Source organism: Amycolatopsis iheyensis (assembly GCF_024703995.1).
Classification (GTDB): Bacteria; Actinomycetota; Actinomycetes; order Mycobacteriales; family Pseudonocardiaceae; genus Amycolatopsis; species Amycolatopsis iheyensis.
On record NZ_JAMXQV010000025.1, the window covers coordinates 144731 to 162940 of the forward strand.

The 18210-nt window shown below is 72.3% G+C and carries 16 protein-coding genes; 10 read left to right on the top strand and 6 right to left on the bottom strand.

Annotated elements, in window-relative coordinates; translation table 11 throughout:
* Positions 1-39 precede the first annotated feature (39 nt).
* Together M8542_RS37265 and M8542_RS37270 are read left to right on the top strand one after the other, a co-directional pair.
* The gene (locus M8542_RS37265) at positions 40-2091 is read left to right on the top strand and encodes a glycoside hydrolase family 3 C-terminal domain-containing protein (protein ID WP_257925048.1); all 2052 of its coding nucleotides are present in this window, start codon (positions 40-42) and stop codon (positions 2089-2091) included.
* A 257-nt stretch (positions 2092-2348) separates the two neighbouring features.
* Positions 2349-2507, top strand: a complete 159-nt coding sequence (locus M8542_RS37270; protein WP_257925049.1) for a hypothetical protein — start codon at positions 2349-2351, stop codon at positions 2505-2507.
* On the opposite strand, the gene M8542_RS37275 is transcribed toward M8542_RS37270, so the two are convergent.
* Positions 2504-3088 carry a hypothetical protein gene (locus tag M8542_RS37275; protein ID WP_257925050.1) on the bottom strand — a complete coding sequence of 195 codons (585 nt, stop codon included), beginning with the start codon at positions 3086-3088 and terminating at the stop codon, positions 2504-2506. The genes M8542_RS37270 and M8542_RS37275 overlap by 4 nt on opposite strands.
* 60 nt (positions 3089-3148) lie before the next feature.
* Complete coding sequence (locus M8542_RS37280) at positions 3149-3400, bottom strand: hypothetical protein (protein ID WP_257925051.1); 252 nt, start codon at positions 3398-3400, stop codon at positions 3149-3151.
* Between the two features lie 99 nt (positions 3401-3499).
* Between M8542_RS37280 and M8542_RS37285 the strand changes: the two genes are divergently transcribed.
* Positions 3500-3814 (top strand): nuclear transport factor 2-like protein, encoded by a 315-nt coding sequence (locus tag M8542_RS37285; RefSeq protein ID WP_257925052.1) that lies wholly within the window; start codon positions 3500-3502, stop codon positions 3812-3814.
* Between the two features lie 26 nt (positions 3815-3840).
* Here M8542_RS37285 and M8542_RS37290 read toward each other — a convergent pair whose 3' ends face one another.
* The gene (locus tag M8542_RS37290; RefSeq protein WP_051183801.1) at positions 3841-4542 is read right to left on the bottom strand and encodes an IclR family transcriptional regulator; all 702 of its coding nucleotides are present in this window, start codon (positions 4540-4542) and stop codon (positions 3841-3843) included.
* Positions 4543-4688: 146 nt separating this feature from the next.
* Between M8542_RS37290 and leuC the strand changes: the two genes are divergently transcribed.
* The 4 genes from leuC (at position 4689) to M8542_RS37310 (ending at position 11056) form a co-directional block, all read left to right on the top strand.
* Positions 4689-6122 carry a 3-isopropylmalate dehydratase large subunit gene (gene leuC, locus M8542_RS37295; RefSeq protein ID WP_257925053.1) on the top strand — a complete coding sequence of 478 codons (1434 nt, stop codon included), beginning with the start codon at positions 4689-4691 and terminating at the stop codon, positions 6120-6122.
* A gap of 19 nt (positions 6123-6141) precedes the next feature.
* Complete coding sequence (gene leuD / locus M8542_RS37300; RefSeq protein ID WP_257925054.1) at positions 6142-6744, top strand: 3-isopropylmalate dehydratase small subunit; 603 nt, start codon at positions 6142-6144, stop codon at positions 6742-6744.
* A gap of 191 nt (positions 6745-6935) precedes the next feature.
* Positions 6936-7613 carry an HU family DNA-binding protein gene (locus M8542_RS37305; protein WP_257925055.1) on the top strand — a complete coding sequence of 226 codons (678 nt, stop codon included), beginning with the start codon at positions 6936-6938 and terminating at the stop codon, positions 7611-7613.
* Positions 7614-8317: 704 nt separating this feature from the next.
* Positions 8318-11056, top strand: a complete 2739-nt coding sequence (locus M8542_RS37310) for an AfsR/SARP family transcriptional regulator (RefSeq protein ID WP_257925056.1) — start codon at positions 8318-8320, stop codon at positions 11054-11056.
* Between the two features lie 81 nt (positions 11057-11137).
* Here the strand turns inward: M8542_RS37310 and M8542_RS37315 are convergent, their stop codons facing one another.
* The 3 genes from M8542_RS37315 to cofC all read right to left on the bottom strand — a co-directional run bounded on the left by M8542_RS37315 (position 11138) and on the right by cofC (position 15238).
* Positions 11138-12091 (bottom strand): NUDIX hydrolase, encoded by a 954-nt coding sequence (locus tag M8542_RS37315; protein WP_257925057.1) that lies wholly within the window; start codon positions 12089-12091, stop codon positions 11138-11140.
* A complete protein-coding gene (locus M8542_RS37320; protein ID WP_372508702.1) occupies positions 12088-14517 on the bottom strand; it encodes an RNA degradosome polyphosphate kinase in 2430 nt (809 codons plus the stop codon). Before M8542_RS37320 ends, M8542_RS37315 begins: the two co-directional genes overlap by 4 nt.
* Before the next feature lie 64 nt (positions 14518-14581).
* Positions 14582-15238 (bottom strand): 2-phospho-L-lactate guanylyltransferase, encoded by a 657-nt coding sequence (cofC, locus tag M8542_RS37325; RefSeq protein WP_257925059.1) that lies wholly within the window; start codon positions 15236-15238, stop codon positions 14582-14584.
* Between the two features lie 430 nt (positions 15239-15668).
* On the opposite strand from cofC, the gene M8542_RS37330 reads away from it, so the two are divergent.
* From M8542_RS37330 to M8542_RS37340, 3 genes are all read left to right on the top strand, one after another.
* Entirely contained in the window at positions 15669-16388 is a 720-nt protein-coding gene (locus M8542_RS37330) for a lysophospholipid acyltransferase family protein (protein ID WP_257925060.1), read from the top strand.
* Positions 16388-17404 carry an NAD(P)H-dependent glycerol-3-phosphate dehydrogenase gene (locus tag M8542_RS37335; RefSeq protein ID WP_257925061.1) on the top strand — a complete coding sequence of 339 codons (1017 nt, stop codon included), beginning with the start codon at positions 16388-16390 and terminating at the stop codon, positions 17402-17404. Before M8542_RS37330 ends, M8542_RS37335 begins: the two co-directional genes overlap by 1 nt.
* Positions 17405-17590: 186 nt before the next feature.
* Positions 17591-18070, top strand: a complete 480-nt coding sequence (locus M8542_RS37340; RefSeq protein ID WP_257925064.1) for a cysteine dioxygenase — start codon at positions 17591-17593, stop codon at positions 18068-18070.
* The last annotated feature ends 140 nt before the right edge of the window (positions 18071-18210 follow it).

The window sequence follows — 18210 nt, forward strand, 5'->3', positions numbered from 1 at the left end:
TTGTCCGCCGTCGATCCGTTCGGTGGCGAGGGAGCTTCCATGCGCAACGGCCCACTGGTTCTCGTCGCGGTACTGGGGTTGTCGCTGGCGGCGCCCGCGGTGGCCGGCGCCGCACCCTGGCTCGACGCCCGGCAGTCACCCGACCGGCGGGCCGCCGAGCTCGTCGCCGCGATGACGCTCGACGAGAAGATCTCCCAGCTGCACCTGCAGCCCGACGCCGAGCACCAGCGGTTCGTGCCGCCGATCCCGCGGCTCGGCGTGCCCGGCTTCCGCATCGCCAACGGCCCGGCCGGCATGGGCCCGGCCGACGACAAACCGCAGAAGCCGGCGACCGCGTTGCCCGCCACGATGGCGCTGGCGTCGACGTTCGACACCGACGTCGCCCGGAAGTACGGCCGGCTGGTCGGCGCCGAAACCCGCGCGCTGGCGCACAACGTGTCCGAGGGGCCGGACATCAACATCGCCCGCGTCCCGCGCAACGGCCGGACGTTCGAGGGGATGGGGGAGGACCCGTTCCTCGTCGGTGCCCTGGGCGCGGCGGACATCCGCGGCATCCAGGAGAACGGGACCATCGCCGAGGTCAAGCACTACGCGGCGAACAACCAGGAGACCCAGCGCCAGAGCATCGACGAGCACATCGACGAGCGCACCCTGAACGAGCTGTACCTGCCGCACTTCGAGCAGGCGGTGACCGAAGGCCACGCGGGCTCGGTGATGTGCGCCTACCCGAAGATCAACGGCGTCTTCACGTGCGAGAACCCGGCGCTGCTGCAGGACAAGCTCCGCGACGACTGGGGGTTCGAGGGGTTCGTCCAGTCCGACTGGGGCGCCGCGCACAGCACCGTCGGATCGGCGAACGCGGGCATGAACCTCGAGATGATCGACGGCACCTGGTACGGCGAGAAGATGAAGCAGGCCGTGCTCGCCGGGCAGGTGAGCGAACAGCGCGTCGACGAGCTGTTGCTGCCGCGCTTCCGGACGATGTTCGCCTTCGGGCAGTTCGACCACCCGCCGGTCCTCACGCCGTTGCCGACCGCGCGCCACGACGCCGCGGCGAAGGACTTCGCCGAACGCGGCATGGTGCTGCTGCGCAACGAACACGCGCAGCTCCCGCTCAGCTCCGCGGTGCGGTCGATCGCGCTGATCGGGCCGTTCGCCACCAAGGCCAAGACGGGCGGCGGCGGCAGCTCGGCCGTCATCCCGACGTCCACTGTGGACCCGTTGCCGGGGCTGCGGGCGCGGGTCCCGGGCGCCGCGGTGACGTTGGACGACGGCAGTGACCCCGCCCGGGCGGCCGCGCTGGCCGCCGGCGCCGAGGTCGCGGTGGTGATGGTCGGCGACAACGAAACCGAGGGCAAGGACCGGCCGAGCCTCGCCCTGGAGGGCAACCAGGACGCGCTCGTGGCGGCGGTCGCGGCGGCCAACCCGCACACGGTGGTCGTGGTGAAGAGCGGCGGGCCGGTGCTGATGCCGTGGGCGGCTTCGGTGCCGTCGATCCTGCAGGCGTGGTACCCGGGCCAGCAGGACGGCGCGGCGGTGGCGGGCGTGCTGTTCGGCGACGTCAACCCGTCGGCGAAGCTGCCGATCACGTTCCCGGCGGCGGACGCCGACACCCCGGCGAACACGGCGGCGCAGTTCCCGGGCGTGAACGGGGTCGCGGAGTACTCGGAGGGCCTGCAGGTCGGCTACCGCTGGTTCGACGCGCAGGGCCGGGCGCCGCTGTTCCCGTTCGGCCACGGCCTGTCGTACACGACGTTCGCCTTCTCGGGCCTGTCGGTCCGCACCACGGGCGACGGCGCGACGGCGACGTTCACGGTCCGGAACACGGGCCACCGGGCGGGCGCCGAGGTGGCGCAGCTGTACCTGGGCTTCCCGTCGGCCGCGGGCGAACCGCCGCGGCAGCTGAAGGGCTTCTCGCGGGTTTCCCTGGCGCCGGGGCAGTCCCAGCGGGTGACGATCCGGCTGGCCGCACGCGACTTCTCGGTGTGGGACACCGGCCGGCACGCGTGGACGCCGGTGAAGGGCGGGTTCACCGTGCAGGTGGGCGACTCGTCGAGGTCGTTGCCGCTGCAGGCGCCGCTCAAGCGATGATGGCGCGGTGACGTTCGGCCGCCGGCTGAGCCGGGCGTGGCTGGTGTGGGACCGCGACGACGACAGCTGGTTCGCGGACGCGCCGGTGCTGCTGGACTTCGACGGCGAGCAGGTCGAGCTGTGCCACACCAAGTTCGCCGACCTGTCGATCACGTGGAACACGATCGACCCGCGGGCCCGCCCGGAGTGGTGCGAAGACGGCGAACCACCGTTCCGCCGCCGATCTCGCCGGGCTGCACGGGCTCGAGCTGCACTCGGTGGAGTTCCTCGAATGGGCGGACGCCGGCCTGGCGAGCCGGTCGGTGACGCCGCGGTTCGTCTTCGAGGGCGTGGCGATGGCGGTCGCCAATGCCCTGGACGAGAACGGTCTCGAGTTCGGCGAGCCGATGGATGGTTATCGGGCGCACCCGCTCTAGATCTTGCAGCCCGGCGCGCTCCCCGCGGCGAGCATCAGCTCGGGCGAAGCCGCCATGGGCGCGACCGGGTCGTACATCCCGTCGACGTCCTGCTGGGCCTGCTCCAGCGCCTGGCCCGCCGGGTCCTGGGACGCCTGGTCGCCCGGCTTGGCGTGGTCGAGGGCGGTCTTCGCGTCGCCGGCCCGGTCGCGGGACGTCGTGAACTTCGTGACGAACGCCTGCCGGACCGTCTCGGCCAGCGGGACCGGGGCCGGGGGCAGGGCGCTCAGCCGGTCGACCACCTCGCCCGTGCGGGCCGCCATCCCGCCCAGCAGCGCGCTCAGCCGCCGCTGCGCCTCCGCGACCGTCGTCGGGTCGGGCTGGGCCGGCTTGGCTTCCCGGTTGGTGCGCTCGCGGTAGCCGTTGATCGCCGCGCAGAAGCCGTCCATCCAGGTCAGCGTCGCCGGGTCGGGGGACGGCGGGGCCGGCTGGGTCGCCGATGTCGGGGGCGCGGTCACCGTCACCGTCGGCGCGGTGGTGTCCGTCCCCGTGCACGCTGTCAGCACCAGGCAGGCGCCGAGCAGTCCTGGAACGAGTTTCATGAGATCCCCCTCGCGGTGCTCCTCGTCAGGTAGTACGCGCGAGGTGGCCGAAGGGTTGAGTCAGGCGGCGGCGAGCCGTCCGGCCAAGGCCTCCCGGCCGTCGGCCGTCAGCTCCGCCCGCGTCCACTGCCCGAGCGCCACCACCGGCCCCCGCGCCGGCCGGATCAGCCCGGCCCGCGCGAGCTCGTGCGCGGTCGCCTGATCACAGCACGGCAGCCCGTCGACCCGCAGGTCGGGTTCGCAGCTGCAGGTGAGCTCGGCCCGGCCCGCGCCGACCGCCCGCAACATCGCCAACGCCCTCTGGTTCAGCATGGTCGTCCCCCTCTGTGGAGCTGACCTGAAAGAGACGTGACCGCCGTCACCGAATACGCGGGTTTCGCGAGGTTCCCCCGAACGGTGCACGATGACCCCATGACGGATTCGATCGGCGACCCGGCGGTGCGCGCGTTCATCGACGCACTGAACGCGGGCGACCGCACAGCGTTCCAGGCCGCGCTCACCCCGGACGCGACGATGTCCGACGACGGCCGCGACCGCGACCTCGCGGAGTGGACCGAGAAGGAGATCTTCTCGAGCCAGGGCCACCTCGACGTCGAGTCCGCGGAGGACGAGGGGCGGAAGTTCGTCGCGAACTACGCCAACTCGACGTGGGGCGCCATGCGCACGCGCTGGGCGTTCACCGTTCGCGACGGCAAGGTGGCGCGCTTCGAGACCGGGCAGGCCTGAGTCTCGTGTGACTCCTGAGGCTTGAGTTACAGGCGTTCCTGCAGCGCGTCCGCCGCGGCGAGCAGGTCCGCCGCCCAGCGGGCACCCGGCTTCCGGCCGATCCGCTCGATCGGGCCGGACACCGACACCGCTGCCACGACCGTGCCCGCCGAGTCGCGGACCGGCGCCGAAATGCTCGCGACGCCCGGTTCGCGCTCCGCCACGCTCTGGGCCCACCCGCGCCGGCGCACCTCGAGCAGCGTGCGTTCGCCGAAGACCGCGTCGGCCAGGATCGTGCGCTGCGTGTGGGGATCCGCCCAGGCCGCGAGCACCTTCGCACCCGAACCGGCGGTCATCGGCAGCCGTGAGCCCACCGGCACCGTGTCGCGCAGGCCCGACGGCGGCTCCGCCGTCGCCACGCACACGCGCTGCACGCCGTCGCGCCGGTAGAGCTGGACGCTTTCGCCGGTGACGTCGCGCAGTTTCGGCAGCACGACGCCGGCCGCGTCGAGCAGCGGGTCCGTCGAGCCGCCCGCCAGCTCGGCCAGCGCGGTGCCGGGACGCCAGCGCCCGTCGGGACCGCGGCGCAGCAGCCGGTGCACTTCGAGGCCCACCGCGAGCCGGTGCGCCGTCGCCCGCGGGAGACCCGTTCGCGTGCACAGTTCCGCGAGGCCGCAGGGGTCGTCCGCGACCGCCTGCAGGACGGCCACTGCTTTGTCCAGTACTCCGATACCGCTATGCTGTCCCACGACCCGATACTAGCGTCCCGCACTTTGGGAAGTCCAGTATCTGGGAAACACGGACTCGAGCTGCGCCCCTCCCTCTTGGCTCGCACCAGTTCCGCAGGTGTGCGCCCGAGTTCCACCACCACAACGAACCGTGGAAGGAGCCGGAGATGACCAGCCCGACCGGCAAGGCCCGCACACTGGCGGAGAAGGTGTGGGACGACCACCTCGTGCGCCGAGGCGAAGGCGCCGAACCGGACCTGCTCTACATCGACCTCCACCTGCTGCACGAAGTGACCAGCCCGCAGGCCTTCGACGGTCTCCGCCTGGCCGGGCGGCCGCTGCGCCGCCCCGACCTGACCATCGCGACCGAGGACCACAACGTCCCGACCGTCGACATCGAGCTCCCGATCGCCGATCCGGTCTCGCGCACCCAGGTCGACACCCTTCGCCGCAACTGCAAGGAGTTCGGTGTCCGGCTGCACCCGATGGGTGACGCCGAGCAGGGCATCGTGCACGTCATCGGCCCGCAGCTCGGTCTGACCCAGCCCGGCATGACCGTGGTCTGCGGCGACAGCCACACCTCCACACACGGCGCGTTCGGCGCCATCGCCTTCGGCATCGGCACGTCCGAGGTCGAGCACGTCATGGCCACCCAGACGCTGCCGCTGCGCGCGTTCAAGACGATGGCGATCACGGTCGACGGGGAGCTGCGTCCCGGCGTCACGGCGAAGGACATCATCCTCGCGGTGATCGCCAAGATCGGCACCGGCGGTGGGCAGGGCTACATCCTGGAGTACCGCGGCACGGCGATCGAAGCGCTGTCGATGGAAGCCCGGATGACGGTCTGCAACATGTCGATCGAGGCCGGCGCCCGCGCCGGGATGATCGCGCCGGACGAGACGACGTTCGAGTACCTGAAGGGCCGTCCGCACGCGCCGCAGGGCGCGGACTGGGACGCCGCGGTCGCCGCGTGGAAGGAACTGCGCACCGACGAGGGCGCTGAGTTCGACGCCGAGGTGCACCTGGACGCGGCCGAGCTGACGCCGTTCGTCACCTGGGGCACCAACCCCGGCCAGGGCCTCCCGCTGGGCGCCGAGGTGCCCGACCCGGAGCGCATCCCGGACGAGAACGACCGCATCGCCGCTGAAAAAGCCCTGTCCTACATGGACTTGAAGCCCGGCACGCCGCTGCGCGAGATCGCCGTCGACACCGTCTTCCTCGGCTCCTGCACCAACGGCCGGATCGAGGACCTGCGGGCCGCGGCCGAGGTGCTGCGCGGTCGGAAAGTGGCGGACTCGGTCCGGATGCTGGTGGTTCCCGGCTCCATGCGCGTCCGCAAGGCCGCCGAGGAGGAGGGGCTCGACGCGGTCTTCACCGCGGCGGGCGCCGAATGGCGGCAGGCCGGTTGCTCGATGTGCCTGGGCATGAACCCGGACCAGCTGAAGCCGGGCGAGCGCAGCGCGTCGACGTCGAACCGCAACTTCGAGGGCCGGCAGGGCAAGGGGGGCCGGACGCACCTGGTCTCGCCGCTCGTGGCCGCCGCCACGGCCGTCCGGGGCACGCTGTCGTCCCCGGAAGACCTGCTCACCGCGACCCGCTGACCCGAGAGGAGCTCCCACCATGGAACCGTTCACCCAGCACACCGGCATCGGCGTCCCGCTCCGCCGGTCCAACGTGGACACTGACCAGATCATCCCGGCGGTCTACCTCAAGCGGGTGACCCGGACGGGCTTCGAGGACGGCCTGTTCGCCGCCTGGCGCGGCGACGAGGAGTTCATCCTCAACCAGGAGCCGTTCTCCCGGGGCAGCGTGCTGGTCGCGGGGCCGGACTTCGGCACCGGGTCGTCGCGCGAGCACGCCGTCTGGGCGCTGATGGACTACGGCTTCAAGGTCGTCATCTCCGCCCGGTTCGCCGACATCTTCCGCGGCAACTCCGGCAAGGGCGGCCTGGTCGCCGCCCAGTGCGAGCAGCACGACGTCGAGCTGCTCTGGAAGCTGCTGGAGAACGAGCCCGGCACCGAGGTCACGGTCGACCTCGAGACCAAGACCGTGCGGGCCAAGGACTTCACCGCGCCCTTCCAGATCGACGACTACGTCCGCTGGCGGCTGCTCGAAGGTCTCGACGACATCGCGCTGACGTTGCGCCACGCCGGTGGGATCGACACGTTCGAGGCCGCCCGTCCGTCGTGGAAGCCGACGACCACACCGGTCGCCGCGGGCTGAGGTCATTCGGGGCGGGATTCCTTGCGTGTCAAGGAGTCCCGCCCTTTTCGTGCGGTGGGTGGCCGTCGTCCGCCCGGTGGAACCCGCGCCGGGATCGCGCGTGCCGATGGAATTTGCGCTGCGTTGGTAATACCGTGGTGCTGGTCGGCCGACGCGGCCGTGGACGAGTACTTCCTTCTTGGAGGACTGGTATGGCCAACAAGGCCCAGCTGATCGAGGCGCTCACGGAGCGCTTGGGCGACAAGAAGGCCGCTTCCGAGGCGGTCGACGGTCTGGTCGACATCATCATCCGGACGGTCAACAAGGGCGAAAAGGTCACCATCACCGGCTTCGGGGTGTTCGAGAAGCGCGCCCGCGCGGCGCGGACGGCTCGGAACCCGCGCACCGGCGAGACGGTGCGGGTCAAGAAGACGAACGTGCCGGCGTTCCGCGCCGGAACCACCTTCAAGGACGTCGTTTCGGGTGCCAAGAAGCTGGCCAAGGCGGCCCCGGCGAAGCGGGCGGGGACAACGCGGGCGACGAGTACCCGGGCGGCGGCGGCAAAGCCGGCCACGGCCCGGGCAACGGCAACGCGCGCGGCCGCGGCTCCGAAGGCGACAACGCGCACGAGGGCGGCGGCCCCCAAGACGGCAGCGGCGAAGCCGACGGCGGCGAAGTCGGCTACCGCGGCGAAGCCGACGACGGCCCGCAAGCCCGCGGCCGCCAAGACCACGGCGTCGAGGACCACGGCAGCGAAGACCACAGCAGCGAAGACCACGGCAGCCAAGAGCACGGCGTCGAGGACCACAGCGGCGAAGAGCACGACGGCTCGCAAGACGACGGCAGCGAAGGCCCCGGCCCGGCGCACCTCGACGGCGAAGAAGAGCTGACCACCCGAAACTGTCGTACCCCTGCGGTAACGTGAAATCCGGGGATCCCCCAGGGGGTTACCTCCGCTGGGCGTTTGGCTTTCCGGCAGGGCCCCGCGCAGCAGCTGCGCGGGGCCCTGCCGCGTTTCCGGACGCCAAGGGGGAAGCGGTCCGCCGGGTGGCGTACCCGGAGGGTCGGCTCGCGCACGCAGAGAGTCGGCTCGCGTACCGGGAGGGTCGGCTCACGAACCGACCTTCCAGGCACGCCAACCGACTCTCCAGGCACGCGAGTCGACTGCCCAGGCACGCGAGTCGACTGCCCAGGCACGCGAGTCGACTGCCCAGGCACGCGAGTCGACTGCCCAGGCACGCGAGTCGACTGCCCAGGCACGCGAGTCGACTCTCCAGGCACGCGAGCCGACCTTCCAAGTACGCCGACCGACCCGCCAAACCGGCGAGCCGGCGCTTCGAATACACGGGCCGATCGGACCGAAGTCGGGTGCCGTCAGTGAGTGACGAGATCTGCCGTCCGAACGGGACTCGGCACCACCCGCTCGGAGCACTCTGCCGCGCCGGGACCGGTTCCGCCCAATTTCGCAAAGTGGCTTGAGCGCCCGGCCGAGTGATGCCACGCTGCGTTTCTCGGGGCCGCGTCCGGCGGGCCCCGCGGCGCGGCGAACCTGGGGGCGACCACCATCGACATCCGGCTGCTCGGCTCGTTCCAGGTGCTCGTCGACGGTTCGCCGGTCGTGCTGACCAGCTCCCGTCAACGTGCCCTGCTCGCGACACTCGCGCTGTCCGCGGGCCGCCTCGTGTCGATCGACGCCCTCGCCCGTGGTGTCTGGGGCGAAGCGCCGCCCGCGCACATCCGCGGCAGCCTCCAGACCTACGTCATGCGCCTGCGCCGGCTGTGCGGCGAAGAAACCGTCGTCACCGAACCGGACGGGTACCGGCTGGTCACCGACCCGTCCCGGGTGGACGCGCTGCGTTTCCTCCGCACCCTCGACCAGGCCGCCGCCGCGACCGAACCCGCTCGTCGCCGTGGTCTGCTCACCGCCGCGCTCGCCGCCTGGGGTGGCACGCCGCTCGAGGGCGTCGGTGCGCCCGTGCTCGCCGCCGAATGGGGGCCGTTGCTGACCGAGCGGTACCTCTTCGCCGTCGAACAACGCATCGACCTCGACGCCGGGCTCGTCCCCGACGCCCGGCTCATCGCCGAACTGACCGACCTCGTCGCCCAGCACCCGCTGCGGGAATCGTTGTGGGAACGGCTGGTGCGCGTCCTCGCCCGGTCCGGGCGCAGGGCCGAAGCGCTCGCCCGTTATGCCGGGCTTCGCGCGCTGCTGGCCGACGAGCTCGGCGTCGAACCGGGCGAGGACCTCCGCCGCCTGCACGCCGACCTGCTCGCCGCCGACACCGGACCGGACGTCACCGCGACCGTGCCGCGGCAGCTGCCCTTCGACGTCGCCGGCTTCACCGGCCGCGGCCCGGAACTCGCGGAGCTGGACCGACTGCCGCCCGGCGGTGCGTCCGGCGTCGTCGTCATCGAAGGCACCGCCGGGGTCGGGAAGACGTCGCTGGCCGTGCACTGGTCCCACCGCGTCCGCGACCGGTTCCCCGGCGGCCAGCTGTTCCTCGACCTGCGCGGCCACTCGGCGGCCACACCCGTCACGCCCGAAGCCGCCCTGGCCGGGTTCCTGCGCGCGCTCGGCGTCCCGCCCGAGACGCTGCCTTCCACAGTGGAGGAACGCTCGGCGCTGCTGCGCAGCCGGCTGGCCGGCAGCCGCACGCTCATGCTGCTCGACAACGCCGGCGACGCCGACCAGGTCCGCCCGCTGCTGCCCGGGCCGGGCAACCTCGTCGTCGTGACCAGCCGCAACCAGCTGCGCGGCCTCGTCGCGCGCGACGGCGCCCGCCGGATCGCCCTGCGCTCCTTCGACGACCGCGACGCCGCCGCCTTGCTCGCCGGCAGCGTCGGACCGGGGCGGCTGGCCGCCGAACCGGACGCCGTCGCCGAGCTCGTCCAGCTCTGCGGCCGGCTCCCGCTGGCGCTGGCGCTCGCGGGCGAACGCGCGTCGCGCTTTCCCGGCGTCTCCCTGGCCGGGATCGTCGAAGAGCTGCGCGACCAGCGGCTGCGGCTCGACACCCTCCGCGACCCGCAGGACGCGGGCACCGACCTGCGTGCCGCGTTCTCCTGGTCCTACAAGGCGGTGAGCCCGGCCGCCGCCCGGTTCTTCCGGCTGCTCGGCCTGCACCCCGGCCACGGCTTCAGCCTGTCCTCGGCCGCCGCGCTCGCCGGCGCGCACCTGCGCGAGGCCCGCGAGCTCGCCGACCAGCTCGCCGCCGCGCACCTGCTCAACCAGCCGAGCACCGACCGCTACCAGTTCCACGACCTGCTGCGCGTCTACGCGGGCGAGCTCGTCGAAACGGAGACGACGGCGCCCGAGCGGTCGGCGGCGCTGCGCCGGCTGCTGGACTGGTACCTCGCGAGCGTCGCCGAAGCGACCAAACTGGTCCGCCCCGACCTGGTCACCGAGGACATCACGCTCGACCCCGCGCCGCTGCCCGCCGTCCGCTTCACCCAGCACGAGCAGACGATCGCCTGGTACACCACCGAACGCGCGGCGCTCACCGCGCTCGTCGGCGTCGCGGCCGAGAACGGCTTCACCACCCACGCCTGGAAACTCGCCTGGCTCCTGCGCGGCTTCTTCGCCGAACGCCACGACCGCGACGACTGGATCACCACGGCCCGCACGGCCGTCGCGGCGACGCGCGCCGCGGGCGACAACACGGGCCTGCAGTACAGCGCCAACAACCTCGGCTCGGCCTACCTGCGCACCCTCCAGCCGGACAAGGCGCTGGAAGCGCTGGAGGAAGCCCGCGCGGCGGCCGAGACCGGCGAAAGCGGCGCCCTGACCGTGGCGATCCTGTCCAACCTCTCCGGCGCCTACTACGTCCGCGCCGAATACGCCGAAGCCGAACGCCACGCACTGCAGGCCGTCCGCCTCGCCCGCGACCACGGCCAGCGCACGTTCGTGCCGCACGCGCTGCTGAACGTCAGCGCCAGCCGCATCGGCCTCCACGACTACGACCACGCGGCGGAAGCCGCGAAGTCGGCGCACGAGGCGTTCGCCGAGCTCGGCGACCGCTACCACGCGGCACTGGCGCTGGGGAACGTCGCCGAAGCGCTGGAAGGCGCCGGCCGCCACGACGACGCGGAGAAGGCCGGCCTGGAAGCACTCGCCGAGCTGAGGGAGCTGAACGCGGACTACGGGACGATCGACGTCCTGATCACCCTGGGCCGGTTGAGGCACCGCACCGGCCGGACGCGCGAAGCGGGCGGCCATTGGGCCGAGGCGCTGACGGTCAGCCAGCGCCTCGGCGATCCCCGCGTTCCGGAGATCCGGGCCCTGCTGGCGACGGTGCCGACAGACCGGCCCCCGGCCCGGGATGCGCCGTACCCCTAGCCCGGCGCAGCCCAGCGGGAACCCGGAACCAGTACACCAAGATCGACTGTCACGGCGCTGTCTCGTGCCGGTGAGCGCGGCTCAGGGGTGGCTGGGCGACGGCGTCGGCAGCGCGCTCGGGTAGTAGTCCGCCGCCAGCAGCACCGGGCCGTCGTCGGCGGTCCGGGCGCGGAACGACAGCACCCAGAACGACCCCTTCTTGCTCGGCACGACCCCGCCGCGCGCCGCCGGAAGCTCGACGCCGTCGCGGTCGGCCAGGGCGCTGACCAGGTCCGGGATCACGCCGCCCTGGCTGCAGACCACCGGGGTCCCGCAGTCGCCGGCCACCGCCAGCAGACGGGCCACACCCAGCACCGGGTCGGGCCAGTAGCCCTCTTCCGACAGCAGCGGCTCGTGCCGTACTTCGGCGCCCAGGTCCTCGGCGACGCCGTGGACCGTCTGCACGCACCGCAGCCGCGGCGCCGACAGCACCCGGTCCGGCCGGAACAACGCCAGCACCCGCCGCAGCGCATTCGCCTGGCGGAGGCCCGCTTCCGACAACGGCCGCAGGTCGTCGTCGCCGGTCCACTCGTCGCGCTTGCCCGCCTTCGCGTGGCGCACCAGCACCAGCGTGCTCAAGCCGACCGGCAGCTGGCAGAACGCCCGCAGCACGTGGACGTCCGCCGGCCGCGTCAGCAGCTTCTCCGCCGCCGACGGGTCGAGCCAGCGCAGCTCGTCGACCTCGTCATTCGCCGCGAACTCGCCGGACACGGCTTCCGCGCTGAAGTAGTCGACCGTCTTCGGGACCGTCCCGGACCCGTTGCGCGCCGAGACCGGGTACGACGTCCGGGTCAAGTATCGGCCCAGTACCGCTTCGAACCCCGTTTCCTCCCGGACTTCGCGCACCGCGGCCTCGGCGATCGTCTCGCCCGGGTCGAGCTTGCCCTTCGGCAGGGACCAGTCGTCGTACCGCGGGCGGTGCACCAGGGCGACTTCCGTCACCCCCGCGGCGACGCGCCAGAGCACCGCGCCGGCCGCCCGTACCTCTTGGGTCATCCGGCGGCCCCGTGCAGCTTCGCCAGCTCCAGCTGGTGGTCGCGCACCCGCGAACCGTCCGCCGGGAACGGCGACCACTCGCCGCTCGCGGTCAGCACCCAGCACCGCGTCGCCGGGTCCAGCGCCGAGTCGAAGATGTCGTCGAGCTGCCGGGTCAGCTTCGGGTCCTTGACCCGCACCAGCGCCTCGATCCGCCGGTCCAGGTTGCGGTGCATCATGTCCGCGCTGCCGATCCAGTGCGTCCCGCCCGCGCGGAAGTGGAAGACCCGCGAGTGCTCCAGGAACCGGCCCAGGATCGACCGCACGTGGATGTTCTCCGACAGCCCTTCGACACCCGGCTTCAGCCCGCAGATCCCGCGGACGACGACCTCGACCGGCACGCCGGCCTGCGACGCGTGGTAGAGCGCGTCGATCACCTGCTCGTCGACCAGCGAGTTGCACTTGATCCGGATCCCGGCCTGCTGCCCGGCGCGCGCCAGCTCGATCTCCTCGCCGATCGCCCGCACGATGCCGCGGCGGATGCCGTGCGGCGACGTCAGGATCGTCCGGTAGGTGTCCTGGCGCGAGTAGCCGGTCAGCACGTTGAACAGGTCGGTGACGTCGGCGCCGATGCTCGGGTCGGCCGTGAGCAGGCCGAGGTCTTCGTAGAGCCGCGCCGTCTTCGGGTTGTAGTTGCCGGTGCCGATGTGGCAGTAGCGGCGGATCGTCGAGCCCTCCTGGCGCACCACCATCGACACCTTGCAGTGCGTCTTCAGCCCGACCAGCCCGTACACGACGTGCACGCCCGCGCGCTCCAGCGTCCGCGCCCAGGTGATGTTCGCCTGCTCGTCGAACCGCGCCTTGATCTCGACCAGCGCGACGACCTGCTTGCCCGCCTCGGCGGCGTCGATCAGCGCGTCGACGATCGGGGAGTCGCCCGAGGTCCGGTACAGCGTCTGCTTGATCGCGAGGACCTTCGAGTCGGCCGCCGCCTGCTCGATGAACCGCTGCACGCTCGTGGAGAACGAGTCGTACGGGTGGTGCACCAGGACGTCGCCCTCGCGCAGCGTCGCGAAGACGCTCTTCGGCGTCTCGCGCTCGCCGAACGCGGGGTGCGTCGCCGGGACGAACGGCCGGTCCTTGAGCTCCTTGCGGTCCACAGCGGACAGCTGGTGCAGGCAGGTCAGGTCGAGCAGCCCGGGCACCTCGACGACGTCGGCCGGATCGACGTCCAGCTCGCGCAGCAGCAGCTCGAGCATGTGCTCGCTCATGTCCTGCGCGACCTCGAGGCGCACCGGCGGGCCGAACCGGCGCTGCGCCAGCTCGCGCTCGAGGGCCTGCAGGAGGTCTTCGTCGCGGTCTTCGTCGACCTCGAAGTCGGCGTTGCGGGTGACGCGGAAGACGTGGTGCTCGGTGACGTCCATGCCGGTGAACAGTTCACCCAGGTGGGCGGCGATGAGCTCTTCGAGGGGCAGGAAGGTCGCCGTGCGGCTGGTGCGCTCGGTTTCGACGCGCATCATGCGCGGCACGTTGCTCGGCACCTTGACCCGGGCGAAGCGCTCGGTGCCGCCCTCCGGGTCGCGCACCGTGACCGCGAGGTTGAGCGAAAGGCCCGAAATGTAGGGGAACGGGTGCGCCGGGTCGACCGCGAGCGGCGTCAGCACCGGGAAGATCTGCTCGGAGAAGTAGCTGGAGAGGCGGAGCTGGTCGGCACCGGTGAGGTCGGCCCAGCCGACGATCCGGATGTCGTGCTCGGCCAGCTGCGGGCGCAGGTGCTTCTCGAACGCGCCGGTCTGGCGCTCGACGAGATCCTGGTTGCGCTTGGAGATGTAGTCCAGCTGCTCGCGCGGAGTGAGCCCGTCCGCACTGCGCACCAGCAGGCCGGTCTCGTCGCGGCGCTTCAGGCCGGCGACGCGGACCATGTAGAACTCGTCCAGGTTGGACGCGAAGATGGCGAGGAACTTCGTGCGCTCGAGCAGCGGCTGCGACTCGTCCTCGGCCAGCGCGAGCACGCGGGCGTTGAAGTCCTGCCAGGAGAGCTCGCGGTTGAAGTAGCGGTCGTCCGGCAGGGTCTCGGCGGCGGTCGGCGCGGTGGTGACCGCGGGCGGCGCCGACGGGACGGCGCGGAACTCCTCGGCGCCACGCGGATTGCCCTGCGCGGCGCTGCGGCGCCTCGTCGCGGCCGGCGTGGCCGCGGCGGCGGTGGTCTTGCGGGGCCGGGCCTTGCCGGCGGTGGCACGGGCGGCGGTGTCACGCGCGGTGGACTTCGACGGCGTCTTCTTGACCGTGGCGGCCGGTTTGGGCTCGGCCCGCTTGGCCGGGTTCGCGGCCGGCTTGGGCTTGGCCGCGCTCGCGGGGGTGATCGTCTTCTTCGCCGTCTCCGGGGATCCGTTCGCCGGGTTCCTGCGCCTCCGCGGTGCGGGCGTGCCGCCGTCTGCTGTGCTCACGGAGCCCATTGTTCACCACGCAGGGCGGAATTGCGCAGGCCACGGTGAAGGTCAGATGAACAGCTCAGCCTGGCGCGGCGGGGGTTTCGCCCAGCTGGGCGGCGGTGTGTTTCCCGACACCCAGCGCGCGGACGTGCTCGAGGTCTTCGGGGGTGTCGACGTCACTGCGCAGGCTCGGCAGCTCCTGCCCGAGCGCCACGGCGCCGGAAGCCGCGTGGGCGCGCGCCGAGCCCAGGCCGAAGCGCGGGTCGAGGGGCTGCCCGGGCGCGGCGAGCAGCAGGGTGGTGCCGGTGCCCTGCCGATCGGCGACGAAGGCCCGGCGCCCGGCCGCTTCGGCGAGCGCGGCCGCCAGGTCGCCGGCGCGCAGAGCGGGGAGGTCGGCCTGGAGGGCGCCGATGACCGCGTGGGGATCGTCGGCGCGGAGGAGGGCCTCGCCGTGGCGGAACGCGGCGTTGAGGCTCTGCTCGCCGGGTTTCGCGTTCTTTCGGTTCACGGGCTCGGCGACGATCTCCACCCCGAGCTCGGCCAGCTCGCGGACGCTGTCGGGATCGGCGGCGACGAGCAGCACCCGCCGGACGTGCCCGGCCGAGGTGACGGCGGCGAGCGTGTCGGCGGCGAGCGCGAGGACGAGCGCCGGATGGCGCGCGCCGTCGACGGCCCCCCGCAGCCGCGATTTGCCGTCGCGGGGGTGTTTCATCGGCACGACCAGGTCCACGTCCACGTATCCATCTTTACCGCAAAAGGCGGCGGGGTGTGGTGGGGTCGCGTGAGTTGTCCACAGGCGACGGGGGTTGTGGACAACGTGGGGGTGGGTGGGCCTTCTTTGGGTGGTTCGGTCGGTGGGCGGCGGTAGGTTTGACTCGGGGTGGCCCCCAGGGAGGGTGGGCGCTGTGTGGTGGGGGGTGGTGGCCGGCCGCGATGGGGTTTTGGCTGGTCGGCGAGGTGTGCGAGATGGGCGGGCTGGGGTTGGCCGGCGGGCGGCAGCCGTCGGTCGAGCCGGCCCGGCAGGGGTAACAGCCGCTGGTGGCCGGCCGAAAACCCGCCCCCGGACCCGGCCGGCCCTCCTCCCCGAACCCCGAACGACCACCCGAACCCACCCTCCCTGGACTGCTCCGACCCCGGCGCGGCAGGATCTGGGGCGGACGTGAGACGTGGAGGAGGAGATCGTGGCCCGGCGTGAGAAGGGCGGCTTCTGGGTGGGGTTGGCCGCCGCTGTGTTCTACCCGCTCACCGGTATCGCCCGGCGGGTCTACGTCGGCGACGAGAAAGTGCCGCGGCAAGGGCCCGCGCTGCTCGTGCTCAACCACATCTCGCACCTCGACCCCGTCGTCGACGCCGTGTTCGTGCACCGGGCGAAGCGGGTTCCCCGCTTTCTCGGCAAGGAGAGCCTGACCCGCGTGCCCGTCTTCGGGAAGGTCTTCGTCGGCTCCGGGCAGATTCCCGTCTCGCGGGGCTCGGCCGCCGCCGGCGACAGTCTCAAGGCCGCTCACCAAGCGCTGCAAGAGGGCAAGATCGTCGTGATCTACCCCGAGGGCACCATCACCAAGGACCCCGCCGGCTGGCCGAAGGAGTCCTTCACCGGCGCCGCGCGCCTGGCGATCCAGAACGACGTCCCCGTCATCCCCATCGCCCGCTGGGGCACCAGCCAGCTCTTCAACGGCTACACCAAGAAGTTCACGCCGTTCCCGCGCAAGACCATCACCCACAGCGTCGGCGACCCGCTCGACCTGTCCGCCTTCCGCGGCGGCAACACCCGCAGCGCGTCCAAGCTGCGCGAGGTCACCAAGGTCATGATGGACGAGGTGACCCGCCTGCTCGGCGAGATCCGGCACGAAGAACCCCCGACGGCGAAGCCGGGGGAACCCACCTGATGCGCGCCGACGTCCAGCGCGTCACCGTCCTCGGCGCCGGCTCCTGGGGCACCGCCTTCGCGAAGGTGCTCGGCGACGCGGGCCGCGAAGTCACCCTCTGGGCGCGCCGCGAGCAGGTCGCCGAAGACGTCCGCGAGCGGCACGTCAACAGCTCCTACCTGCCCGGTGTCGGCCTGCCGGAGAACATCACCGCCACCACCGACCCGGCGAAGGCCCTCGACGGGGCCCAGGCCGTCGTCCTCGCCGTGCCCAGCCAGAGCCTGCGGGCCAACCTGACCGCGTGGCGTGGACTCCTGCCCGAAGACGCCATCCTCGTCAGCCTCGCCAAGGGCGTCGAGCTCGGCACGCTCAAGCGGATGAGCGAGGTCATCGGCGAGATCGTCGGGATCGCCGCCGACCAGGTCGTCGTGGTCACCGGGCCCAACCTGGCCAAGGAGATCGCCGCCGGGCAGCCGTCCGCTTCGGTGCTCGCCTGCGCCGACCACGAACGCGCCGTCGCGATCCAGCGCGCCTGCGCCAACTCCTACTTCCGCCCCTACACCAACACCGACGTCGTCGGCTGCGAGCTTGGCGGCGTGTGCAAGAACGTGATCGCGCTCAGCACCGGGATGGCCGCGGGACTCGGTTTCGGCACCAACACGATGGCGATGCTCATCACCCGCGGCCTGGCCGAGATGGCCCGCCTCGGCGCGAAGCTGGGCGCGGACCCGCTCACGTTCGCCGGGCTGGCCGGCATCGGCGACCTGGTCGCCACCTGCTCGTCGCCGCTTTCGCGCAACCGGACCTTCGGCGAGCGCCTCGGCCGCGGCGAGACGCTCGAACAAGCGCAGGCCGCGACCGGCGGGCAGGTCGCCGAGGGCGTCATGTCGTGCTCGTCGATCCGCGCGCTCGCCCTGAGCCTCGGTGTCGACATGCCGATCACCGACGCGATGCACCGCGTCTGCCACGAGGGCGTCGACCCGCGGCAGGCCGGCGCCGAGCTGCTCGGCCGCTCGCAGAAACACGAGTGGTCCTGATCCTCCCGGCAGGTGGGACGTCTTGACCGGGTCGTGGCGGTGGGGAACGCTGAGCGCCATGTTCGCGTGCGAGATGACTGAGCTGCGGGGCCGCCACGGCCTTCGCGCCGTCATGTGCGCGTGTCGCTGTTGTCGGTGAACCCCGCCCCGGCCCAGCTCGACACCCTTTCTTCCGTGAGGACCCCCATGTTCGCCGTTCCGGACAACACCCTGCTGCGTCCCGAGAACCCCGCGCTGCGCCACCCCGTGCGCGTCGCGCTGGAGGTCGCCGCCGACCGCGACCGCTGGAAGCACCTCCTGCGCTACGACCCCGACGAGCGGTTCGCGACGCTCGTCGAGAAGGACGAGCACCAGGAGGTCTGGCTGATGGGCTGGCTGCCCGGCCAGCGCACCGACCTGCACGACCACGCGTTCGCCAGCGGCGCGTTCACCGTGGTCAGCGGCCACCTGTCGGAGGCGGTGGCCCGCCGCGCGCCGGACGGCCGCGCGGTCACCGAGCTGCACGCCCTCTCCGCCGGGCAGTCCCGCGTCTTCGGCCCGGGCTACGTCCACGAGGTCCGCAACGACGGCCCGGACCCGGCGATCTCGGTCCACGTCTACCGCGGCGCGGAACGCGCGATGCGGCCGTACCACCTCGACCCGCTGGGCGGCCCGGTCCTGGACTGAACCACCCGGCCCAAGCGCCCCAATGAGGTTTTCTCAGTAGCGGCCCTGGTGCTCAAACTGGGTGAGGACCAGGGCCGCTTGCACGATCGCGCCGATGCGGTGGGGGCAGAGGCTGACGTGGCGGAGGGCTCGCCAGCGGG